A 22,342-nucleotide genomic window follows, 5' to 3' on the forward strand; every position below is an offset into this window, starting at 1 on the left:
CTACGAAAAACGCTATGCCTCCGGCCTCGCGGCCTCGCTCGGCGCCGGCGGTTCCGGCGGCGGCGCCTCGGCGCCGCCCTGCCCCGGCTCCGGCGCGCCCTCCGGCTGCAAATCGCCCGGCTCCTCCTCGACCTCCTGCGGCTGCTCTTGGTGGCGCACCGGCGCCGGCCGGCGCCCGCCCGGGAACACCGCGTCGCGTTCGATGCGGCCGCCGTCGAGCGCGGCGCGGAAGAAGTCGCCCACCACCAGCAGCGCGTTGTGGCCGCCCTGGCCCCAGTAATTGCTGCGCATCGTCACGCGGGCGTCGTTGAAGCCGACCCAGGCGCCCGCCACCAGGTTCGGGTGCATCAAGATGAACCAGCCGTCGGTGTTGTTCTGCGTCGTGCCGGTTTTGCCGGCGACGTCGCCGGAAATGCCGAAGCGGTAGCGCACGCCGGTGCCGGTGCCGCGGTTGACGACGCCGCGCATCATGTCGACCAGGGTCGCGGCCGACTCGGCCGACATGGCGCGCTGCGACGACTGCGGCGCGAAGCTGGCGATGGTCTTGCCGGCGCGGTCGGTGATGTGGGTAACGAACACCGGCTTGCGGTACTCGCCCTGGGCGGCGATGCTGGCGTAGGCGTTGACCATCTCCAGCAAGGTCACCGGGCTGGTGCCCAGCGCCAGCGACGGCACCGGCGTCAATTTGCTGTCGCGCACGCCGAGCGCGCGCGCCAGTTTGACGATGGCCGGCAGGCCGACGTCCTGCATCACCTGCGCGGTAATGGTGTTCTTCGAGTAGACCAGGCCGTCGCGCATCGTCATTTGTTGGCCGCTGGTGCCGCTCATGTCGGTCGGGCGCCAGATGGTGCCGTCGCCGGCCTTGATGTCGAGCACGGCGTCGCGGTACGGTTTCTCCGGCGGCAGGCCCTTCTCCAGCGCGGCGCCGTAGACGAAGGGTTTGAAGGTCGAGCCGGGCTGGCGCTGCGCCTGGGCGACGTGGTCGTACTGCTCGCGGCGGAAGTCGCGGCTGCCGACCCAGGCGCGCAACTGGCCGCTGCCCGGGTCCATCGCGACGAAGCCCGCCTCCAGGCGCGTCTTGGCGGCGCGCAGCTGGGCGACGAAGGCGCGGTCGGCCTTCAGGCGCCGCAGCGCGTCGGCCGCCGCCTCGCCGCCTTCGACGGCGCGGCGGTACTCGGGCGACTCGCGCACGACGGCGTCGGCCAGCGCGCCGTGCGTATCCCAGAAGTACTGGAAGGCGCTGTCGCGCGTGCCGGCGTAGGAGCCGGTCGAGGTCGACGACCAGGTTGCGGAGCGGCTCCACTCGGTGTCGGCGACCGCCTGCAGCGCGCCGCCCTGGCGCTCGACGGCGCGCATCGCCGCCTGCTGCAGCGCGTAGTCGAGCGTGGTATGCACCACCAGGCCGTCGCGCTCAAGGTTGTAGTCGTTCTCGTCGGCCCACTCGATCAACCACTTGCGCACGTGCGCGGTGAAGTGCGCGTCCGTCATGCTGCGCTCGGTCTGGCGCGAGAAGCGCACCCGCAGCGGGCGCCGCACCAGCTCGCGATAGCGCCGCTCGGTCATGGCGTTATGCTTGCGCATCTGGCCCAGCACGACGTTGCGGCGCTTCAGCGAGCGCTCCGGGTTGCCGACCGGGTTGTAGTAATGGGTGCCTTTGAGCATGCCGACCAGGGTCGCGCTTTCGAGGATGTCGAGGCGCGCGGCCGGCTTGTCGAAATAGGTGCGCGCCGCCATCTCGATGCCGAAGGTGTTGTACAGGAAGGGCACCGTGTTCAGGTAGGCTTCCAGGATCTCGGTCTTGCTGAAGGTCGCCTCGATCTTCAGCGCGGTGATCATCTCCTTGACCTTGCGGTTTAGGTTGCGCGAACGCCCTATCTCCTCGGGGAACATATTGCGCGCCAACTGCTGCGTAATGGTCGAGCCGCCCTGGGCGTCGCCGCTCAAGCTCGACAGCAAGGCGCCGCCGATGCGCACGAAATCGACGCCGTGGTGCTGGTAGAAGCGGTGGTCCTCGGTGGCGACCAGGGCCGCCACCACCTGCGGCGAAATCTGCGCCAGCGTCACGTGCTCCTGCAAGCCCTGGTCGAAACTGGCCAGCTCCTTGCCGTCGGCCGACACCAGCGTGCTGGCCTGGGCGGCGCGGGCGTGGCGCAGGTCGCTGATGCCGGGCGTGAGCGGGATCAGCACCAGCACATACAGCACCAGCGCCCCCAGCAAGGCGGCGCCCGACCACAGCACCAGCAGCAAGCGGCGGCGCCCGGGCGGGCGGCTTTGCAGGTAGGCGTTGGCGCGGGCGCCCTGCGCCAGCGCCTCGGCGCCGCCGACGCGCACGCCCGCGCGCAGCCGCGCATACGCCGCCTGCGCCCGCGGCAACGTCCACGCCGCAAGGCGCGCGTACAGACGGCGCGCGCGCGCGGCCAATGTTTGATTCTCTTCCATTCTTGATGCCTTGCCCGATGCCGGATGATCCCGTATGGCAAGTATACCCGACCGTGGCGCCGTCCAATGGCAAGATGGCCGCCGATTGCCCTATTTGGTGAAGGTGATTTGCCGTTTGACCTGGGCCGGGCGCTTGATGTGCTCCAGCGGCAGGCTGAAACTCTGCTTGATGGTTTTCAGCGTGACCGTCGATTTGACGTTGGCCACGCCGGGCAGGCGCAGCAGACGGGTCGTCATGAAGTCGGCGAACGAGGCCAAATCGGGCACGGCGATGCGCAGGATGTAGTCGGCCTCGCCGGTCACGGATAGGCATTCGAGCACCTCGGGGATATCGGCGATGGACTCTTCGAAACGCCCGCCCTGCTCGCCCTGCCGCTCCAGCGTCACATGGGTGAACGCCATCACGCCCAGCCCCACCACCTCCGGGTTGAGCACCGCCACGTAATGCGAAATGACGTCGGTCTCCTCCAGGCGCTGGATGCGCCGGCTCACCTGCGACGTCGACAGGTGCACCTTCTCGCCCAGCGCGCTATTGGTGGCGCGGCCGTCGCGCTGCAACGCCTGCAGCAAATCGATATCGTAGCGATCAACGGCTACCTTGTTCATTTAGTTCTCCAATTGGCCGTTTGATAAATATTTTGTGCATGGCAATAGCGTTATTTTACCTACTACGCGCACAATATGCGGCTTTAGCGCACTAAAATATCCTTCATAAATCATAACCAGGAGCGCCACCATGTCCGACCTCTTTGACAACCCGATGGGCCTGATGGGCTTTGAATTCGTCGAATTCGCCTCGCCGACGCCGAACGTGCTGGAACCGGTGTTCGAGATGATGGGCTTTTCACTGGTGGCGCGGCACCGCTCGAAGAACGTGGTGCTGTACCGCCAGGGCGGCATCAACTTCATCATTAACAACGAGCCGGGCAGCGCCGCCGCCTACTTCGCCGCCGAGCACGGCCCGTCCGCCTGCGGCATGGCCTTCCGCGTCAAAAACGCGCACCAGGCCTACGCCCGCGCGCTGGAACTGGGCGCCCAGCCGATCGAAATCCCGACCGGCCCGATGGAACTGCGCCTGCCCGCCATCAAGGGTATCGGCGGCGCGCCGCTGTACCTGATCGACCGCTTCGAAGACGGCAAGTCGATCTATGACATCGACTTCGAATTCATCGACGGCGTCGAGCGCAACCCGCCGGGTGTCGGCCTGAAGCTGATCGACCACCTGACCCACAACGTCTACCGCGGCCGCATGAGCTACTGGGCCGGCTTCTACGAGAAGCTGTTCAACTTCCGCGAAATCCGCTACTTCGACATTTCCGGCGAATACACCGGCCTGACGTCGAAGGCGATGACGGCGCCGGACGGCAAAATCCGCATCCCGCTCAACGAGGAATCGTCCAAGGGCGCCGGGCAGATCGAAGAGTACCTGATGCAGTTCAACGGCGAGGGCATCCAGCACATTGCGCTATACTCGGACGACTTGGTGGCCACGCTGGACCGCTTGAAGGCGGCCGGCGTGCCGATGATGGTGGCGCCGCCGTCGACCTACTACGAAATGCTGGAAGAGCGCCTGCCGGGCCACGGCGAAAACGCCAACGAACTGCGGGCGCGCGGCATTTTGCTCGACGGCACCACCAGCGGTGGCGAGAAGCGCCTGCTGCTGCAAATTTTTTCGGCGACGGTGCTGGGACCGGTGTTCTTCGAGTTCATCCAGCGCAAGGGCGACGACGGCTTCGGCGAAGGCAACTTCAAGGCGCTGTTCGAGTCGATCGAGCGCGACCAGGTCCGCCGCGGCGTGTTGAAGGCGTCCTGAGCACGCCCTGAGCTCTATTTCACCGGCGCAGACGTCGTGCGCCGGCTTCCACCATTGAGGAACCCCATGTTCGAGCACGTTGACATCTATCCCGGCGATCCCATCTTGACGCTGAACGAAACCTTCATCGCCGATCCGCGCGCCGGGAAAATCAACCTGGGCATCGGCGTCTACCTCAACGAGGCGAGCAAGCTGCCGGTGATGGGCGCGGTGCTCAAGGCCGAGACCGCCCTGCTGGCCAACCCGGGCATCCGCCCCTACCTGCCGATGGAGGGCGCGCCGTCCTACCGCAAGCAGGTGCAGCGACTGCTGTTCGGCGCCGACGCGCCAGCGCTGGCCGAGCAGCGCGTGGCCACCGCGCAAACCGTGGGCGGCTCCGGCGCGCTGAAGGTCGGCGCCGACTTCCTGGCCGCGTATTTTAAGCAGGCCGAGGTATGGATCTGCGACCCGACCTGGGACAACCACCGCGCCATTTTCGCCGGCGCCGGCTTCACCGTCCATTCCTACCCCTACTACAGCGCGGCGATCCAGCACGTCGACTTCGCGGCGATGCAGGCGGCGCTGAACGCGGTGCCGGCCGGCGACATCGTGGTGCTGCACGCCTGCTGCCATAACCCGACCGGCGCCGACCTGAGCGAGGCGCAATGGCGCGAACTGGCGAAAACCATCAGCAGCCGCAAGCTGCTGCCGTTCTTCGACATCGCCTACCAAGGATTCGGCGGCGGCATCGACGCCGACGCGTTCGCCATCCGCCACTTCGTCGCCGAGGGCATTCCGCTGCTGGTGGCCAGCTCGTTCTCGAAGAACTTCTCGCTGTACGGCGAGCGCTGCGGTTCGCTGAGCATCGTCTGCGACGACGCCCAGGAAGCGGCCAACGTGCTGGGCCAGTTGAAGGCGGCGATCCGCCGCAACTATTCGAGCCCGCCGACGCACGGCGCGCGCATCGTCGCCACCGTGCTGGAGAACCCGGAGCTGGCGGCCGACTGGAGCGGCGAGCTGGACGCGATGCGCGGACGCATCCAGGCCATGCGCGAAGGCTTGTACGCGCAACTGCGCGCACTGCGCCCGGAGCGCGATTTCGAGTACCTGATCAAGCAAAGCGGCATGTTCAGCTACACCGGACTGACGGTGGCGCAGGTACGCAAGCTGCGCGAGGAATCGGCGATCTACCTGCTCGAATCGGGCCGCGTCTGCATCGCCGCGCTGACGCGGGAAACGCTGGCGCCGGTCGCCGCCGCCATCGCCAAGGTGCTTGACTAAGACGATAGTATGGCGCAGCTCGGATTCGCGCAGCGTAATGCGACGCCGGGCCGCTTCCGACGCCAGTCGGGTGACGCCCTTTGGGCTAACCCGAACTACGGGAATGCGCGTTAGCGTGTCGTAGACGCGCCGCCATCCAACAGCTCATACGTCGCGTCGAAAATGGCCGCGGCGACGACGCCGAAGTTTCCCGGCCCGTACTGCACCAGCCAGTCGCCCGGCTTGCCCTCCACCGGACTGTGCTGCCAGCCGACCTTGACGCTGGCCGGCCGGTCCAGCCTGAGCGCCCACACTTCCCGGTAGCGCTTGCTGTACTGCCCGGGCTGGCCGGCCAGCGTGTCGCCGACGGCCACGTAGGCGGCGTCGAAGCGGTGGCGCTGCACCGGCCACCGTTCCCGGTGCGGCCCCGTCAGCAGCGCGTCGCCGGCGCGGTACGCCACTTCGCCCTCGCGCGTGCGCAGCACGCCGGCGGCCGGCGCGAAGCGCACCGCTACCGGCTGCGCCCGCTTGAAGGCGCGCCGCGCTCCCGCCACTGGCATCAAATCGCCCTTGTGCATATCCGCCCCAATGAAACGCCAGCGTAACACCTACGGCATGGTCACGTATTGCTGCTCCATCAAGCCGGTCCAACTGCCGTGTTCCGCGTACATCGTCGCGGCGGTCTCCAGCGCCAGCGTGCGCAGCGCCATCGGCGTGGCGCAGGCGCCGACCGCGGCGCGCAACGCCCGCAGCCGCGCCGCCGTTGCCTGGGCGCCGCGCGCCACCTGCGGCAGTTGCAGCTTGCTGTTGATGCCGTGCAGCGCCGCCGCCAGCGCCGGGAAAAAGGCCGTGATCAGCAAGGGCCAGCGCTGCGCGTGGAGCCAGTGTCCGAGGTCGGAGTGGCCGTCGGCCAGCGCGTACACGTGCAGCAGCACCGTCGCCAGCACCGCGAAATAGACGGCGGCGGTGACGCCGTGCAAACGCTGGTGCACCGTGCCGGCGTCGCGGTGTGCGCAGTCCTGGAACGCGATCTGCTCGTCGAGCAGCGCCGTCAATGCCAGCTTGTGTTCATCCTGCAGCGCTTCGAGGCAATGCAGCCCGCGCTCGGGCGCGCCGGCTTCCCGCAGCAGTTGCGTCACCAGCCAATGGTAGGGCATGGCCAACTGCTGCGGGGACAAGGGTGACAGCGGCGCGCCCGGCCGGCTGCGCCAGCCGCCGGCGCCGATGCCGCTGCCGCCCAGACTGGCCAGCAGCGGATGCAGCAAGGCGCTCAGGCGCAGCGCCTCGGCCGCCGGCCGGAAGCGCATCCACGCGGCGTGGCTGTTGCGCGCGCGTTTGCGGTTAAGCCAGACCACCAGGCCGATGCCGAGCAAGGCCAGCAACTCCAGCGCGCCCCAGGCCAGGCTCAGCGCGCCCCATTCGATGGCGCCGGCCACCGCGCCCAGCACGGCGAGGCTGCCGCACAATTCGACGAGCACGATCTGGTCGCGGTGCCGGCCGGACGCCCGCATGGCGGCGCGGTCGCAGCGGTCGAACCAGCGCCAGGTGGCGTCCGGCCACGCGGCGGCGCGCTCGAACGCGGCCGGACCGCGCCAGGTCGAGGCCGCCTGCGGCGCAACCCGCCGCGGCCACGGCCCGAACAGCGCCAGAAAGCCGCTATGGAACAGGCCGCTCCAGTTGCGCCGGCCGGCCGTGGCGAGCGCCGGATCGAGCAAGGGCAGGCTCAGGCTGGCCAGCGTGCCGGCCCGCCAAAACGGGCCGAACGCCAGCGCCAGCTGCGCCTGCGGCGCCGCGTCGTCGAGCGCGACGAACAGAGCGCGCAAGAGCGCGACGTTGTCCGGCTCGACATGCAGTGCGGCGAAGGCAGCGGCGTCGAACTGGCCATGGTCGAGCAGGCGCAGCGCCGCCCCTCCTTGCGCGCCGGCGTCGATCCACAGCACCGGCGTGAATTGGCGCAGCGCGGCGAGCAACAGGCGCACCGAGCCGCCGACGTGGCCGGCCGCCGGCTCGCCGTCCCACACCACGAGCAGCGCGTCGGCCAGCGCCAGCTTGGCCTCGTCGGCCGCCGCCACCAGGCTCTCGGGCAGCGGCTCCGCGCAGTGTTTGAGGATGAAGGCGGCGCGGGCGGCCTGCGCCAGCGCGGCCGACGGTTGCGCCGGAGGGCACGCGGCGATCAGGTGCAGCTCCAACCCCTGCGCCTGGGCAACGCGCGCGGCGCAGGCGTCGGCGCCGTCGGCCACGCCGCTGACGACACGTAGCGCCGCGCCGCCGGCCGTCGCCAACCCGGCGATGAGGCGCACCGCGCGGTCCATCGCCTGTTCCAGCTCAGCGAGCCGGTCCGCCGACGCAGGCAGCCGCGCCGGGCGATGGCCGGCGATCAGCAAATTGCGCGCCAGCCTGCGGAACGGCGCGGCCGGAAAGGCAAGAGACGGCGAGTCGCAGGCGTTCATGGTCCCGCCGGTGGTTGGTGAATGGAAGGTCAATACAGATCGATTGTAGCGACGCCCGGACGGACGGCGTTTAATCAACGGCAAACCGGCGCCGCAAATCCGGGCGCAGGTGGAATGCCTGCACCTGGCGCTGCTGATCAGGGCCGGCGTTACGGCCAAGCTCCTTGCCTCATTGAGCGCAACGGATGCCGCCAAGCACGGCGCGGCGCTGGCCGAACTCGGCAAGCAATTCCTGCCCCCTCACTGCGGCTTTGCATGGGAGCGGGCAGGCGTCGACTCTCCCGTCGAGGACAGTTTGAAGGGTACGCGGCCATGCTACTCCAGACACGAAGCGCAAGACTGGTGGAGCAAACTCAAAAGAGCGTTCAACGACCCGAAGGTGGCGGTAATCCGCACCGAGGGCCACAGCAACATCGTCGAGCCAAGGTAACACCGGCTAGCGGGCCGGCAAGGTTAAAAACCAAGCGAAGGCAAAGCGCCGGGGGCGGAGACTAATGCCGCCAAACTTCCGCAGGTCGGATTAGCGCAACGCGTAATCCGACGCCGAGCCGCTGCCGACGCCAGTCGGGTTACGCCCTGGCGGGCTAACCCGACCTACGACAATCCTTCACTTAGCGGCATTTGCATCTTCGGACCCTCAGGGTCCGACTCCAGCGTTACGCCCTTGGTTTTGATTGTGTCGACGCCGCAGCCGCTGAAGGTAAGCCCCGCCTACGAGCTGACCTTTTCCCAACCGTGGCGCACCGCCGCTTTCATCCTCTCCCAGGTCGACCCGGGATTGCGCGCCTCCCAGTCGCTGCGCAAGCGCGGCTCGACGTCGTTCCACCCGCGCCCCTGGTACTGGGCGTCGCCGGCCATGCGCGATCCATAACCATAGGCCGGCGCGTAGTCCTCGTACGCGCCGCCCATGCTGGCCAGGTTGGCGTTGTAGTGGTTGCGGTAGTAGGTGTCGTCACGCTCGCCGCCGCCCAGTTGCTGCACCTCCACCTCGGTGCGCCGCACGGTGTCGGAAATTTCCTCCTGGCGCTGCGTGACTTCCTTGCCGATGACAACCTCCTCGACCACGCGGGCGGATTTCTCGACGACGGCTTCTTCCGCCGACTCGCGCAGTTCGAAGGACTTTTCCTCGAACGCCACGTCGGCGCCGCTGACCGGCTGGTTCACCGGGCGCCGCTCAACGCTGACGTGTTCTTCGCGCAGGTTGACGGTCTCATTGACCGGCGTTTCGACGACGCGCTGGAAGATCCGCACCCCGCCGCGCTGGACTTCACGCTTGCCCACCCTCAGCTCTTCCTGGACCACGGGGATGGCCGTGCTGTCGACGCCGCTCGTTCTCTGCTCCCTCTGCTGCGAGCCGGACAGCGTGGAGCCTTGCATCGCGCCTTGCGAACCCTGCTCGCTTTGTTGCGACATCGACACCGACTGCTGCTGCCCGCCGGAACCCATGCGCATGGCCTCGTCCGACATGCCGGCGCCACGCCATTGCGCCGATTTTTCGTCGATATCGACCGGGCCGTGGCCCTCGACAATGTCGGCGGCGCGTTCGACTTCGGCTTCGTCGTCGGCGCTGACGGTCAGTACATAACTGCCGCGGCTGACGGCGGTGGAATACTTCTGCGCGTGCTCGTCAGTGTCGGTGCCAAACATATTGCTGAAAAAACTCTTGATGCTCGAACCGATGGAGCCGTCGTTGACCGACGCGTCGGCGCCGCTGCGCTGGTCGACGCCGGCAGAGGCGGCGTCGCCTTCGCTCAGGCGTACGTCCTGGCTGGCGAAACCGGAGCTCAACAACTCGTCCTTCGCTTGCTGGGCATCCGCCCGGTTATCAAATACGGCCACTAGTGTGTGTTGCATGATGGTTCCTCCGATTTAAGGTCAGCCCCTTGGTTTAGCGGTCAGAAGTGTCGTCAAAGCGCTCGACGACGACTTCCTCCGACTTCAGTGAAACGGTCTCGGAATGGCGCTGCGCGCGCCGACTCTTGGTGATGTGAATTTCTTCCTTGATCCGCAAGCGCCTCTCGACAACCAGCACTTCCTCCAGGATTGGAACGATAAGCGTGTCGCCTTCGTAACGCGATGCCGGCGCGTCTTCGAGGGACACTATTTTGTCGACCGGCACATGCTCGACGCTGATCACGTCGCTATGCAGGACTTCGTCGATCTGCTGCGGCCGTTCAAGGACCGTCGTGCGCACCCGTACGCCGCGACCGGTATCGACCGTGCGAGTGCCAACATTGAGTTCTTCCCGATGGACGGGAATGCTTACGGCGGGTTCAGCCGCATTAAGCGCGGACTGTTTTGCGTCTTTTTCCATGCCGCTCCCTTCCTAAACAGGCCATGCAGTTTCGACCACTAAGGTTAGCTCAAATTGCGGCGACGACGCGCACCCTAGCCTCTAGGAAACTTCCCGTGAGCGCCGCCGTGGCGCCGGGCAAAAGATTGAGCATGTCCCAACATTGGTGTACCCTTGGCTATCGTCACTAATCAGGCACCTGCGGGCAAGAATGATGCTTAATGTAACAATCAGAAAAGCAGAACGATGCGACGTCGCAAGCTTCCTTGGCATGGTGCGCGCATTGGCCGCCCACGAAGGATTTGAAACCTACGTTCTAACTTCAGAAGAAATCCTGGCGCGAGATGGCTTTGGCGAAAACCCGCAATTTTGCGTTTTTCTGGCAGAAATGGACGGCAAGGCGGTTGGTTTTGCCTCCTACACGGTCAACTATTCGATTTGGAACGCGAACCGGTATCTGCATGTCGACGATGTGTTTGTCGACGCATCGGCCAGGGGTGGCGGAGTCGGCAAGCAACTGATGAAAGCGGTCGCCGGCGAATGCCGGACACGCGGCTTGGCCTTCGCGCGCTGGACGGTTGAGTTGGGTAACGCCCCGGCGGTCGGATTCTACCGTGGCATTGGCGCCGCGGTCAGGGAGAAAGGCGTGTGCTCGTGGATGCCCAGCGAGATGGACGCCTTTCTAGCGTCCGGCGTGTGAACGACAAGCGCGCCGGCTGGTCAGTCTTCGAAATACCAATAGCCGCCATTGACCCACTGCGTTAGGGCGGCAAGGAAGGCCGGCTGGCGCAGCCAGGTCTTCAGCAAAGCGTGGCTCAGGTGCTCGTGGTCGCATAGCGCCAGCACCGCGCCGCGCCCGGCGGCGCCGAATTCGAAGCGCTCGCCATCGACATAGCAAACGCCCTGCGCCACCGTCTGGTCGACGTAGAAACAGCGCAGGCCGCCGATCCGGGTCAGGCCCTGCCGCGCCAGCTCGGCGACCAATTCCGCCTCGACGAAGGGCTGCTCCAACTCCTGCAAGTCGAGCTGGCACTTGGTCTTCGAAAAGTAACTGCCGGCGAAGTCGGCGAGCAGCGCGTCGTCCTCGAGCACCGTGCGCAGGTGCGCCTTGATGCGCGCGAAATCGCCGGCGTCGATGCGGCCCTGCTCGTGGTGGACCGGCCGCCCCGGGTCGCTCATGAGGGCGCCGCCCAGCTCCCGGTCGATCAGGTGGTCGGCCAGGCCGCTGAGCAAATCGCTGGCCGACTTGGCGCGGAAACCCACCGAAAAGCTCATGGAATGCTCGATCGTCACGCCGTCGTGGGGAAAGCCGGGCGGAATGTAAAGGATGTCGCCGGACAGCAGCTCGACGTCGATGATGGGTTCGAACGGCTCGGTGTGCAGCAGCGCCGCGTGAGCCGCGAACTGGCGGTGGTTGCCGCGCTCGCCGACGCGCCAATTGCGCCGGCCCGAGCCCTGGCAGATGAAGACGTCGTACAGGTCGATGTGCGGCCCGACGCCGCCGCCCGGCGTGGCGTAGCTGGCCATGACATCGTCCATACGCCATTTCGGCAAGAAGGAAAACGGCGCGGCCAGCGCCGCCACCTGCGGCGACCAGTGGTTGGCCGCCTGCACCAGCAGCGACCAGTCGCGCTCGCCCAGGCGTTCATACGACTCGAACGGGCCAAGCTCGGCTTGCCATTCACCGTCCTTGCGGTACACCAGCCGCGACTCGATCTCCTCCTCGCAGGCCAGGCCGGCCAGCTCGTCCGGACTAATCGGGTCGACAAAGTGTTGGAAGCCTTGGCGTATCACTACCGGCTTTTGCTGCCAGTAATGCTGAAGGAAGTGTTCGAGCGAAAAGTCGTCTAGATGGAGAGTGAACATGGCTGGCGTGGTGGAAAATTCAAGCCAATGTTGTATCACCGGCGGACGCGCGCGGATATCACCCAGGTCAAGGAAAGCGACATCGGTATGTTTTCCACTGAATCTAGCGCTTGATTAGAACATTATTCTAGAATATTATTCTAGCCATGACTGCGATTCCCGACACCCCCACCTCCGAACCCGCCCAGCCCGCCGACCGCAAGTCGGCGATTCTGGCGGCCGCCCTTGTCGTGTTCTCCGAAAAAGGTATCGAAGCGGCGACCATCGACGACATCCGCCAGCGCAGCCAAGCCTCGGTCGGCAGCATCTACCACCACTTCGGCAACAAGGAGAGCATCGCCGCGGCGCTGTTCGCCCAGGGCCTGGACGACTACTGGGGCCAGGTACTGGTCCGCACCCGCGGCGCACCCGACGCAAAACAGGCCATCCACGCCCTGCTCGAAACCCATCTTGGCTGGATCGTCGCCAAGCCGGATCTGGCGCGCTTTCTATTCGCCCGGCGGCAGGCCGTCGGCCCGGCGCACGAGCAGGCGATCCGCCAGCGCACCGCCGACCATTTCAAGGAATACTTCGAGCTGTTCAAACCGTGGTTCAAGCAAGGCATACTGCGCCGCCTGCCGTTCGAGCTGTACGGGCCGCTGCTGCTGGGTGCGGCGCAGGAACTGTCGCGCCACTGGTTGGGCGGACGCGTCACGCTCGACCCGCGCGAGGCGGTTGACGAATTAAGCCGCGCCGCCTGGCTCAGCCTGGCGACCGACCCCAGCCGTTCCGGCTCCCCTTCCGTTCCATCCTGACAGGAATTATGCATATGACACGCACCTCGCTCATCCTGCACGCCGCCGACGGCCACGCTCTGGCGGCATATTGCCATGCCCCCCTGCAGGCGGTGCGCGCCGATATCGTGATCGCGCCGGGCATGGCGATACCGCAGAGTTTTTATGGCGACTTCGCCGCCTACCTGGCCGGGCGCGGCTACCGCGTGTGGACCTTCGACTACCGCGGCATGGGCGAATCGGCGCGCGGCCCGATGCGCGCCTGCAAGGCCGACATCGGCGACTGGGTCAGGCTCGACTGCGACGCGGTGGTCCGGCACGCCAGCGCGGCGGCAAACGGCGCGCCGGTGTTCCTGCTCGGCCACAGCCTGGGCGGGCAAACCGCGCCGCTGCTGCCCTCGCTGCCGCTGCTCGCCGGCCTGATCAACATCGCGGTCGGCAGCGGCGCGGTGCGCCACAACCAGCCGGGCACGCGGCGCCGCGCGCCGTTGCTGTGGTACCTGCTGGCCCCGCTGTTATGCCCGCTGTTCGGCTACTTCCCCGGCGCCCGCATCGGCATTATCGGCGACCTGCCCAGCCGGGTAATATTCCAGTGGCGCCGATGGTGCCTGAGTCCGGACTACTTGCTATCCGGCGAACCGGGTGCGCGCGCCGCCTACGCCGGCGCCACGTTCCCAGTGCTGGCCCTGACGTTTAGCGACGACGAATTGCTGCTAGAGGAAGGCTCGCGCCTGATGCACCAGGCCTACACCAACGCGACCGTCGACTATCGCGAATTGACGCCGCAGCAATTCGACGTGCCCAGGATCGGCCATTTCGGCTTCTTCCGGCGCCAGCAAGAAAAACTGCTGTGGCCGCTGGTTGGCGACTGGCTCGACCAGCGCAGCGCCGCAACGCTGGCCTGCGCGCCAATAGCGGCAACGCGGCGCTGAGCGCCGGCCGGCGATGATAGACTCAGTGGACCCGCCGGTTCCGTCCGTCCAATGTCGAAAAGCGCGATGCCATGAAAAACCACCTGCTCATTGCCGGTACCTCGATTATCCTGTTGTGCGCCTCGGTGCTCAGCGCGCCCGTGAAACTGCCGCACGGTGAGCAGCTTGCCGCGTTCAAGGCGGCCGGTTTCAAACTCACGGGCAAGCAATGGCGCAACTGCGACGACCCCAGTCCCAGCTACGAGCCGGGGGCGATCGCCGAAGTGCGCGACGTCAACGGCGACGGCCTTCCCGAGGCGCTCATCACGGAGGGCGGCACTGCTTGCTACGGACATACCGGCAGCGGCTACAGCCTGGTCAGCAAGCAAGCCGACGGTAGCTGGAAACTCATCACCAGCGGCACCGGCATGCTCAGCTTCCTGCCCTCCAAGGGGGCGAGCGGCTGGCCGGACATCGAGATCGGCGGCCCGGGCTTCTGCTTTCCGGTGGAACGCTGGAATGGTCAAAAATATGTCTTATATGGGCATCAATACGAGGGAAAACCCTGCCGCCGCAAGTAGCCGGGACGTCAACAAAAACAATCTGCCACTCGCCAGGAGGTCAACATGAGCAGCGTCGCACGCGCCATGGAAATTGCACGGAAAGTACACCAACATCAAGTCGACAAGGGCGGCGCGCCCTATATTAACCATCCGATCCGGGTAGCGCACGCCTGCGCATCGGACGAGGCAAAAATGGTTGCGATGTTGCACGATGTTGTGGAAGACGGCGCCAGCCAGGGCTGGAGCTTCGACAGGTTGCGCGTCGAGGGCTTTAGCGAGGTCGTGGTGATGGCGGTCGAGTCCGTCAGCAAGCGCGACGGCGAGCAATACGAGGCGTTTGTGTTGCGCGCGGCGCAAAACGCGCTGGGCCGGGAGGTGAAGCTGGCGGACATTGCCGACAACATGGATTTGAGCCGCATCGGCACACCGTCGGCCAAGGACTTGGCCCGACTGGAAAAATACCGGCGCGCAAAGGAACTACTGAGCGCAGTTTGAGAATGTGAAACCGGGGGGCAAATCACTGCCCGATTAGATGGTTCGCCCAAAACGCTCTTTGACGAGTGCGCTGAGGGCGAGGTCCAGACCGTTTACTGGCCGCGAGGCCCCTTATCGGCGCCCTTGTGGTCCTTCTGCGCGTCATTTTTGTGGCGACCGAGCACTTCGTCCGCCTCGGCGCGCTGCTGGTTCTTGGTCGCTTCCTGTTGCGCTTGTTCCGCGTCCTTCTGCTGCTGTTCACGCGGATCGTTAGTGTGCTTGGTCATGGCCAACTCCTTAATTAGGTTGAGGGCCAACCTTACGCGCATTTCCCATGCGATACGGTTCGCTAGCGAACATTGCCGGGATAAATTATCCAGCGCTGTGGCATTATTGATCGAGGAAGTCACTCTGCCCGCCATGTCAACTGCTGCGCCGCGTCAATCGATTACGGCCGCACAGGCGTCGGTCGGCAGCGCCGCCGCGTGGCCGACCAGCGGCACCATTTTTAGCACGGCCGAGGTCACCCGGCATGGCGCGGCGACGACGCCGCAACCGCCCAACGAGACCAGGAACAACAGGGAAGCAAGAAGTGATGGTATTTTCAAAATATCGCGCCAAATGAGGATTTGGCCAATTGTAGCGACTCAGGTGCTGAAATGGGTGCTCTTGGGACGAAAGTGTATCGGCTTTACGACATTGATCAATGTGCCATTTCGCTGCCTTGAATACCGAATGCGGAGCCTCAAGTATCGGCAATAATAAAAAGGATCTCAATTGGAGAAGGCCATTGTTCTCCCGGAATTTTTCATCCTTTAGATATGACAACTATGACGCCCGCACAATTTCGCTCCTTACTCGTCGTATGCATGGTATTAACGGTCGCCACTGTGGCTGCGAGCGCCTCGGGCTCGGAAAGCTTTTCCCAGGAACTGGAGGACGCCTATGCCAACTTGCCGAAGACCTGGATTAATGAATACCCTTGGACTGGCATCGTCGTGCTAAGTCCCCTTTTGTTTGCCAAAATAGCTGGCATTGTCGGGCTTTTCCAGCTCAAATCCTGGGGTCGGACGCTGTCCCTTTACGTAACGATTGTCGGTCCCCTTATTTTCTTATTTTCTGGTCCGTCGCTCTGCACACCCCTGCAAAATATGCTGTATGAGGCCTCTACACTGTTGTGGGCGGCGCTGCTGGCAGTGGCATACTGCGCCCCCTTGAGCGCGCATTTCGCGGCGAGCGGGTCAGCGCGGAAGGTCCCTTCCGGCTCATAGGCCGCCCAGATCTCCCCGTCCTCTCTGACTCGCACAGCCATGCGTTTGGCTCGCCAAGTCTAGGCAAAGCCCCCTGCCCCGCGCCGATTTCGCATTAAGATCAAGCCCGAGTCAATTGCAGTATTGATACCGTTTCCTACTGTCATGCGCGCGGGCTGGCCACCGCTTTCCGCGCGCAGCAAACAACTTCTCACAAAGAACGTGGAGCACATCATGGGCAGGGCCGGACCGCCACGGCGGACGCGCGGCACGCGCGGCGCTGCACGATCGAAGGTTGCAAGCATTTAGAGAGACTGAGTAGCCTATGGAACGCGCCTTGAACTACACATTCCCGCCGGCCTCGCCGAGGCGCCGCCACGACGCCGGCGGCGCCGCAGCCGCCGCCGCCGCGGCCAGCTGCACCGGCCCGCTGAACGCCCAGGAGGCCCTGACCGGCAAGCACATCCTGCTGACCGGCAGCACCGGTTTTCTGGCCAAGGTTGTGCTGGAAAAGCTGATCCGCGCGGTGCCCGACGTCGGCAGCGTCATCCTGCTGATCCGCGGCGACCGCCACGGCGCCGACGCCCGCGCGCGCTTCGAGCGCGACATCGCCACCTCGTCGGTGTTCGACCGGCTGCGCGCCGAGCGGCCGCAATTCCTCGCCCGCTTCTTCGCCGAGAAAATCGACTGCGTCACCGGCGAAGTGACCGAGGCCGGCTTCGGCCTGCCGCTGCCGGCCTTCGCGCTGCTGTCGCGCCAGGTCGATCTGATCGTCAACGCCGCCGCCAGCGTCAATTTTCGCGAAGCGCTCGACGAGGCGCTCAGCATCAACGCCTTGAGCGTGCTGAACGTGACTGCGCTGGCGCGCGCCGCCAAGGCGCCGCTGATCCAGGTCTCGACCTGCTACGTCAACGGCTACCACCGCGGCGAGATGTACGAGCGGCCGATCGATCCGGCCCGCGCCATCGTGCCGCGCCACGCCGACGGCCAATACGACCTGTCGCGCCTGCTGGCCCGGCTGCAGCACCGCATCGAGCAGGTCAAGGCCGGCGTCGCCGACCCGGCGCGGCGGGCGCGCCGCCTGACCGAACTGGGCATCGCCGAGGCCCACTACCACGGCTGGAACGACACCTATACCTTCACCAAATGGCTTGGCGAGCAACTGGCGATGCGCGCCATGCGCGGGCGCGCGCTGACCATCGTGCGCCCGTCTATCATCGAAAGCACGCTACAGGAACCGACCGCCGGCTGGATCGAGGGCGTCAAGGTGGCCGACGCCATCATCCTTGCCTACGCCCGCGGCAAAACCAGCGTGTTCCCGGCCAAGCCCGGCGAGGTCATCGACATCGTGCCGGCCGACCTGGTGGCCAACAGCATCGTGCTGGGCAGCGCCGAGGCGCTGGCCGACCCGGCAGCCCAGCGTATCTACCAAGCCTGCACCGGCTCGCGCAACCCGGTCCTGCTGGGCAAGGTCATCGAGCTGGTGCAGACCGAGGCCAAGGAAAACTGGCGCAGCTACGAGCGGCTGTTCTACCGCGCGCCGCGACGCGATTTCCGCGTCGTCAGCCGCCCGACCTTTTTGCTGATGCTGCGCGCCATGCGCACCGGCGTCGGCCTGTGGAGCGGCGCGCGCCGCCTGCTGGGCGCCGCCCCCTCGCCCGCGCTCGACGCGCTGCGCACCACGCAGACGCTGGCACTGACGTTCTCGTTCTACACCGCGCCGCAGTATCGCTTCCACAACCACAAGCTGATGGCGCTGGCGCGCCGCTTTAACCTCGCGGACAACGCCGAGTTTCCGACCGATCCGGCGCTAATCGACTGGCCCGATTACCTGTGCCGCGTCCACATGGCCGGTTTGAACCGCTATGCGCTGCGGCCGAGGGCGGCGCCGGAGCCGGGGCCGGCCGTCGGCGCATAAGAAGGTGATGTCGCAGCTCGGCTTGGCGCGGCCCGGCGGCGGCGTTCATGCATTCAGTGGCGCGCCACACAACCACGCCGACGTCAACAAAGACCGACGCGGCCATAGGAGACAGCAGCAATGAACCATTCTTACGCACCGCTCGCGCCGGCCCAACCGGAGCACGACGCCGCGGCGCTGCCGATGACGCGGCGCGACTACGCCTGGCACCGCATGGACACCCGGCAGAACATGATGGTCATCAACAGCATCTTGCTGTTCGAGGGCGAGGTCGACATGGAGCGCCTAGTGTCGACCATCGCCGACCGTCTACCGAACTACCCGCGCTTCACGCAGAAGGTGCAGCGTCGGCTGGGCCGGCCGCACTGGGTCGAGGATGCCGGCTTCGACATCGCGCAGCACATCAAGCTGGAACGGATGGCGCACGAAGTCAGTCTGCGCGAGCTGCAAAGCCATATGACGCGCATCGCCCACCTGCCGCTGGCGCCGAACCAGCCACTGTGGCACATGACGGTGCTCGACCGTGTCGGCGGCGGCCACGCCATCGTCTTCCGCGTGCACCACTGCATCACCGACGGCCTCGGCCTGGTGCACGTGCTGAACCACCTGACCGACGACAACGGCCGCCACGGCAAGGCGCCGTCGCCGGTCGGCCACCCGCACCGCGCCCTGGTGGCCGGCAACTCGGTCTGTTCGACGCTGGCGCGCGGCCTGTCGTGGCTGAAAATCGCCGCCCACGTCACGCGCCTGTCGCTGCTGTGGCCCGACGCGCACAGCCAGTTCAAGGCGCCGCTGGCGGGCGACAAGCAACTGGTCTGGCTGCCGCCGCTGGAAATGGCGCGCGTGCGGGCCATGGCCAAGCGCATGGGCGTGACGCTCAACGACGTCTGGGTCGCCGCCGTCTCGGGCGCGCTGCGCCAGTACCTGGCCGAGCGCGGCCAGGGCGTCGACGGCCGCGCGCTGCGCGCCGCCGTCACCTTCAACCTGCGCGAAAAGGCCAACGCCTTCCAGCTCGGCAACGAGTTCGGCCTGGTCGCCATCGAACTGCCGACCAACGTCGACGACCCGTGCCAGCGCCTGCGCCAGTCGAGCGCGCGCATGAGCGCCATCAAACGCTCGCTGCAACCGCAGGCGACGATGGCCTTCCTGTCGATCGCCGGCTGCCTGCCGACGGCGTTGCAACACTTCGCGCTGAACCTGTTCACCTCGAAAGGCTCGGTGGTGCTGACCAACATCGAAGGCCCGCTCAGCCGGCGCTACCTGGCCGGCTCGAAAATGACCGACTTGATCTGCTGGGTGCCGCAGGCCGGCAGGCTTGGCGTCGGCCTGGCCTTTATCTCCTACGCCGGGCAGATCCAGCTGGCCCTGTTCGTCGACACCGACCTGGTGCCCGACCCGCAGCGTTTGATGGCGCTGACCCAGGACGCTTTCGGCGAGCTGGAGCGCGCCACCCGCGCCGGCGCCGAGGTGGCCGCGCCGCAGGCCGGCGCCAGCCTCGGCGCGCCGGCGCCCCTCACTTATAGCTGATAGCGGATGTTGGCAAACCACAGCCGGCCCGGGCTCGGGAAACCGTCGGCGAGCGCGTAATTCCGGTCGGTGGCGTTGTTGACGCCCGCCTCCAGCGTTACGCGCGCCGTCGGCTTGTACGCCGCCTTCACGTTCAAGGTCGTGAAGCCGGGCAGCGCCAGCGTATTCGAAACCCAGCGGCCACTGTCGTGTTCGGCGAAGGCGAGCAATTCGACGGCGTCGGCCGGACGCAACAGCAGGTGCGCGGTCAGCTTGCGTTTCGGCACGTCGGTCAGCTTTAGCGTCGGCGCGCCGAGGTTTTTCAGCTCGGTCAGCGTGACATTGCCGCCCCACTCCAGCCACGCGGCGGCCCGGCCGTTGAGGCCCAATTCGAGGCCCGACGCCCGCACCCGGCCGACGTTGCGCATCTGCGATTTGGCGCCGGCGACATGGGCCACCGGCTGGATCTTGTCGCTGATATCGCTGTAGAACACCGCCGCCTCCGCCTTGACGCCCGCCCAGGCGCGGCCCTGGTAGCCAATTTCATAGTTCAGCGAGCGCTCCGCCCGCAGCGCCGGATTTTCAATATAGGTGCCGAGGCGCTGGGAGTAGCGGTCCTTCAAGGTTGGCATGCGCGTCTTGCCGGCCACGTTCGCGTACACACGGCCCGCGCCGGCCCAGTCGTGGAACAAGCCGGCTTGCGCGTTGTTCGCGTGCTGCGTGCCGGGCAGCGCGTACGGATTGCCGAGGCTGTACACGCTCGCCGGCTTCAGTTGGTGGCGCGCCGCGCCCAGCGATAGCGTCCAGGCCGGGGCCAGTTCGACCGTGTCCTCCAGCGCATACGACAGCAAGCCATCCTCGAAAACGGTATTGCCGACGCCGTTGCCGTCCAGTTCCTGGTGCTTGTCGGCCTTGTAGTGCGCCACCAGGCGCAGCGTGTGGGCTTGCCAGCGCGCCGATTCCAAGGTGATTGAACCACCGACGGTGCGGTCGTGATAAATGCTGCGGCCGGTGCCGACGCTGCCCGCGCCCGCGGTTTTCAGGCGCGTGTAGGCGCCGTTGGTGTACGTGTCGACTTCGTTGTCGTAGCTGTCGTGGTACAGCCGCAATTGCAGCAATTCAACGGCGCCCAACGCCGTCTTCGAAATGAAGTACAAGCTTTCCTTGTCCCAGAACGGCCATTTCCAGTAACGCGCGGCGGCCGCGTCGGTCGACGGCGGCTGCCCCTTTTCACCGTCCTGCCGGTAATAACTGAGCGCGTATTCGTCGCGCCCGTTCGGCGTCAGGCCCAACTTGAACGACAGCTTGCCGTCCTTGCGGTAGGCGTTGTTGCGCTGGCCGCCGTCTTCGCTGGCGCTGCGCGCGACATCGGCCGACAGCGGGAAACCGTCGCCCTCCAGGTAGGACACGCCGGCCTGCACGTACCACAGGCCCTGGTTGCTGCCGAGGTTGGCGGAAACCTGCCGTTCACGGCCGTCGGCCGCGCCGGCCGTCGCATCGGCCTCAAGGCGCCGCAGCGGTTTGCGCGAGATCAGGTTGATGGCGCCGCCCAGCGCGTTGGCGCCGTAGGCGACCGAGCTGAAGCCTTTGGCGACCTGGATCGCGGCCAGGTCGGCCGTCGTAAAACGGTTGAAATCGACATAACCGTCGTACGGTACGTAGACGGGAATGCCGTCGATAAAAAGCGGCACCTGGCGCGCGTCGAAGCCGCGCACCGCAATGGTCTTCTCGTTGCGCGCATTGGTCGACAAGCTCACGCCCGACAGCAGGTTCAGCGCATCGCCGACGTTGTCGCGGTTGAACTTGCGCATGTCCTGGCGGGTAAGCACCGACGCGACCTGATGGTCGCCAACCTCGCCAACCTCAGCAACTTCGCCGGCCTGCGCGCGCTGGCCCACCACCGTCACCGCGCCCAGTTCAAACGCCGCCTGCGCCCAGGCGTAGCCATGGCCCAGCGCGGCCAGCGCGGCGACTGCCAACGCGGTTTTGCGCGCGCCGTTCCGGCCTTGTTTCCTATTTCGTTGACTGTCTTGTTTCATCGCGTTCCCGCTCTCCCTTGCCGTCGTTATAGTAATAAGGATATAGCGCCCGCCGCAATCCAACCTTCTTACAGCCCGGCAATCACCATCGTAATATATAATTGAATATAGCGAGTCACTATATATGGCGAGATATATCGGTTATTCCAGATGTTGACCGGCCGAGGGGAAATGCTCCGCTAATATGTTGCGCCGCACCCGCGCCTCATGGCGGGTGCACCCAACAATCACCAGGAGTTAAATCATGTTTACCAGCGCGCGCAATCAACTCAGCGGAAAAGTCACTGCCATCCAACGCGGGGCGGTCAATGATGAAGTCGAAATCGGCTTGCCGGACGGCCAGAAAATCGTCGCCGTCCTGACCCACAGCAGCGCGCAATCGCTCGGCCTGGCGGTCGGCTCCGAGGCCTTCGCCCTGATCAAGGCTTCCTGGATCATTCTGCTGACCGATACGGCCGGTGTGCGCCTGTCGTCGCGCAACCAGCTCGCCGGTACGGTGGAAAAAGTCACGATCGGCGCGGTGAATGCCGAAGTCACCCTGAAACTGGCCAGCGGCGACGTCATAGCCGCCATCGTCACCAACGACAGCGTCGGCAACCTGGGCCTGGCTCCGGGCAAGGCCGCCAGCGCCGCGTTCAAGGCGTCGAGCGTTATCGTCGGCGTCAAAGTGTAATTCCGTACTTCCCGCCCCCGCCGCGCGGTGGGGGCAAATGCACCTCGTTATACACAACTCTTGAGCGCCCCCATTTCGCGTAGGGTGCGTATCGTTTCCGCCGCCACGTGAACATCCTTCAATCCAAGCCAGATC

22 protein-coding genes are annotated in these 22,342 nt (G+C 65.8%); 12 read left to right on the plus strand and 10 right to left on the minus strand.

Going from position 1 to position 22,342, the window contains the following annotated elements; translation table 11 throughout:
* Window positions 1–12: 12 nt before the first annotated feature.
* Together ACFDR9_RS09945 and ACFDR9_RS09950 are read right to left on the minus strand one after the other, a co-directional pair.
* Window positions 13–2,439: a penicillin-binding protein 1A gene (locus ACFDR9_RS09945; RefSeq protein ID WP_409030886.1), complete on the minus strand. Its 2,427-nt coding sequence runs from the start codon at window positions 2,437–2,439 to the stop codon at window positions 13–15.
* Between the two features lie 90 nt (window positions 2,440–2,529).
* On the minus strand, window positions 2,530–3,045 hold the full coding sequence (locus ACFDR9_RS09950) for an Lrp/AsnC family transcriptional regulator (RefSeq protein ID WP_017875995.1): 516 nt from the start codon (window positions 3,043–3,045) through the stop codon (window positions 2,530–2,532).
* 130 nt (window positions 3,046–3,175) lie between these two features.
* On the opposite strand from ACFDR9_RS09950, the gene hppD reads away from it, so the two are divergent.
* Window positions 3,176–4,252: a 4-hydroxyphenylpyruvate dioxygenase gene (hppD, locus tag ACFDR9_RS09955; RefSeq protein WP_017875996.1), complete on the plus strand. Its 1,077-nt coding sequence runs from the start codon at window positions 3,176–3,178 to the stop codon at window positions 4,250–4,252.
* A 66-nt stretch (window positions 4,253–4,318) separates the two neighbouring features.
* Window positions 4,319–5,512 carry an aromatic amino acid transaminase gene (locus ACFDR9_RS09960; RefSeq protein ID WP_409030887.1) on the plus strand — a complete coding sequence of 398 codons (1,194 nt, stop codon included), beginning with the start codon at window positions 4,319–4,321 and terminating at the stop codon, window positions 5,510–5,512.
* A 110-nt stretch (window positions 5,513–5,622) separates the two neighbouring features.
* Here the strand turns inward: ACFDR9_RS09960 and ACFDR9_RS09965 are convergent, their stop codons facing one another.
* Window positions 5,623–6,051, minus strand: coding sequence for a PGDYG domain-containing protein (locus ACFDR9_RS09965; RefSeq protein WP_157406527.1), 429 nt, complete (start codon window positions 6,049–6,051; stop codon window positions 5,623–5,625).
* Between the two features lie 48 nt (window positions 6,052–6,099).
* The gene (locus ACFDR9_RS09970; RefSeq protein ID WP_409030888.1) at window positions 6,100–7,941 is read right to left on the minus strand and encodes a hypothetical protein; all 1,842 of its coding nucleotides are present in this window, start codon (window positions 7,939–7,941) and stop codon (window positions 6,100–6,102) included.
* 109 nt (window positions 7,942–8,050) lie between these two features.
* Here ACFDR9_RS09970 and ACFDR9_RS09975 point away from each other — a divergent pair, with 109 nt between their 5' ends.
* Window positions 8,051–8,371 carry a hypothetical protein gene (locus ACFDR9_RS09975; protein WP_409030889.1) on the plus strand — a complete coding sequence of 107 codons (321 nt, stop codon included), beginning with the start codon at window positions 8,051–8,053 and terminating at the stop codon, window positions 8,369–8,371.
* Window positions 8,372–8,652: 281 nt separating this feature from the next.
* Here the strand turns inward: ACFDR9_RS09975 and ACFDR9_RS09980 are convergent, their stop codons facing one another.
* Both ACFDR9_RS09980 and ACFDR9_RS09985 read right to left on the minus strand, forming a co-directional pair.
* A complete protein-coding gene (locus tag ACFDR9_RS09980) occupies window positions 8,653–9,795 on the minus strand; it encodes a DUF2382 domain-containing protein (RefSeq protein ID WP_409030890.1) in 1,143 nt (380 codons plus the stop codon).
* A gap of 34 nt (window positions 9,796–9,829) precedes the next feature.
* The gene (locus ACFDR9_RS09985; protein ID WP_409030891.1) at window positions 9,830–10,255 is read right to left on the minus strand and encodes a YsnF/AvaK domain-containing protein; all 426 of its coding nucleotides are present in this window, start codon (window positions 10,253–10,255) and stop codon (window positions 9,830–9,832) included.
* Window positions 10,256–10,445: 190 nt separating this feature from the next.
* Here ACFDR9_RS09985 and ACFDR9_RS09990 point away from each other — a divergent pair, with 190 nt between their 5' ends.
* On the plus strand, window positions 10,446–10,934 hold the full coding sequence (locus tag ACFDR9_RS09990) for a GNAT family N-acetyltransferase (RefSeq protein ID WP_409030892.1): 489 nt from the start codon (window positions 10,446–10,448) through the stop codon (window positions 10,932–10,934).
* Between the two features lie 20 nt (window positions 10,935–10,954).
* On the opposite strand, the gene ACFDR9_RS09995 is transcribed toward ACFDR9_RS09990, so the two are convergent.
* The gene (locus ACFDR9_RS09995) at window positions 10,955–12,100 is read right to left on the minus strand and encodes a JmjC domain-containing protein (RefSeq protein WP_409030893.1); all 1,146 of its coding nucleotides are present in this window, start codon (window positions 12,098–12,100) and stop codon (window positions 10,955–10,957) included.
* A 146-nt stretch (window positions 12,101–12,246) separates the two neighbouring features.
* Here ACFDR9_RS09995 and ACFDR9_RS10000 point away from each other — a divergent pair, with 146 nt between their 5' ends.
* From ACFDR9_RS10000 to ACFDR9_RS10015, 4 genes are all read left to right on the plus strand, one after another.
* Entirely contained in the window at window positions 12,247–12,894 is a 648-nt protein-coding gene (locus ACFDR9_RS10000; RefSeq protein ID WP_409030894.1) for a TetR/AcrR family transcriptional regulator, read from the plus strand.
* 14 nt (window positions 12,895–12,908) lie between these two features.
* On the plus strand, window positions 12,909–13,805 hold the full coding sequence (locus ACFDR9_RS10005; RefSeq protein ID WP_409030895.1) for an alpha/beta fold hydrolase: 897 nt from the start codon (window positions 12,909–12,911) through the stop codon (window positions 13,803–13,805).
* A 71-nt stretch (window positions 13,806–13,876) separates the two neighbouring features.
* The gene (locus tag ACFDR9_RS10010) at window positions 13,877–14,365 is read left to right on the plus strand and encodes a hypothetical protein (protein ID WP_409030896.1); all 489 of its coding nucleotides are present in this window, start codon (window positions 13,877–13,879) and stop codon (window positions 14,363–14,365) included.
* A gap of 45 nt (window positions 14,366–14,410) precedes the next feature.
* Window positions 14,411–14,842 (plus strand): HD domain-containing protein, encoded by a 432-nt coding sequence (locus ACFDR9_RS10015; protein ID WP_409030897.1) that lies wholly within the window; start codon window positions 14,411–14,413, stop codon window positions 14,840–14,842.
* 92 nt (window positions 14,843–14,934) lie between these two features.
* Here ACFDR9_RS10015 and ACFDR9_RS10020 read toward each other — a convergent pair whose 3' ends face one another.
* Together ACFDR9_RS10020 and ACFDR9_RS10025 are read right to left on the minus strand one after the other, a co-directional pair.
* Window positions 14,935–15,108, minus strand: coding sequence for a hypothetical protein (locus ACFDR9_RS10020; protein WP_409030898.1), 174 nt, complete (start codon window positions 15,106–15,108; stop codon window positions 14,935–14,937).
* Between the two features lie 153 nt (window positions 15,109–15,261).
* Complete coding sequence (locus ACFDR9_RS10025) at window positions 15,262–15,429, minus strand: DUF6726 family protein (RefSeq protein ID WP_327075955.1); 168 nt, start codon at window positions 15,427–15,429, stop codon at window positions 15,262–15,264.
* 222 nt (window positions 15,430–15,651) lie between these two features.
* Between ACFDR9_RS10025 and ACFDR9_RS10030 the strand changes: the two genes are divergently transcribed.
* The 3 genes from ACFDR9_RS10030 to ACFDR9_RS10040 all read left to right on the plus strand — a co-directional run bounded on the left by ACFDR9_RS10030 (window position 15,652) and on the right by ACFDR9_RS10040 (window position 19,516).
* Entirely contained in the window at window positions 15,652–16,092 is a 441-nt protein-coding gene (locus ACFDR9_RS10030; protein WP_409030899.1) for a hypothetical protein, read from the plus strand.
* Window positions 16,093–16,408: 316 nt separating this feature from the next.
* The gene (locus tag ACFDR9_RS10035; RefSeq protein ID WP_409030900.1) at window positions 16,409–17,989 is read left to right on the plus strand and encodes a fatty acyl-CoA reductase; all 1,581 of its coding nucleotides are present in this window, start codon (window positions 16,409–16,411) and stop codon (window positions 17,987–17,989) included.
* 120 nt (window positions 17,990–18,109) lie between these two features.
* Window positions 18,110–19,516, plus strand: coding sequence for a wax ester/triacylglycerol synthase family O-acyltransferase (locus tag ACFDR9_RS10040; RefSeq protein ID WP_409030901.1), 1,407 nt, complete (start codon window positions 18,110–18,112; stop codon window positions 19,514–19,516).
* On the opposite strand, the gene ACFDR9_RS10045 is transcribed toward ACFDR9_RS10040, so the two are convergent.
* The gene (locus ACFDR9_RS10045; RefSeq protein WP_409030902.1) at window positions 19,507–21,474 is read right to left on the minus strand and encodes a TonB-dependent receptor plug domain-containing protein; all 1,968 of its coding nucleotides are present in this window, start codon (window positions 21,472–21,474) and stop codon (window positions 19,507–19,509) included. The genes ACFDR9_RS10040 and ACFDR9_RS10045 overlap by 10 nt on opposite strands.
* Window positions 21,475–21,778: 304 nt before the next feature.
* On the opposite strand from ACFDR9_RS10045, the gene ACFDR9_RS10050 reads away from it, so the two are divergent.
* Window positions 21,779–22,207, plus strand: coding sequence for a TOBE domain-containing protein (locus ACFDR9_RS10050; RefSeq protein WP_017876016.1), 429 nt, complete (start codon window positions 21,779–21,781; stop codon window positions 22,205–22,207).
* Window positions 22,208–22,342: the final 135 nt, after the last annotated feature.

The organism is Janthinobacterium sp. CG_23.3 (genome assembly GCF_046115965.1).
Lineage (GTDB): Bacteria > Pseudomonadota > Gammaproteobacteria > Burkholderiales > Burkholderiaceae_D > Janthinobacterium.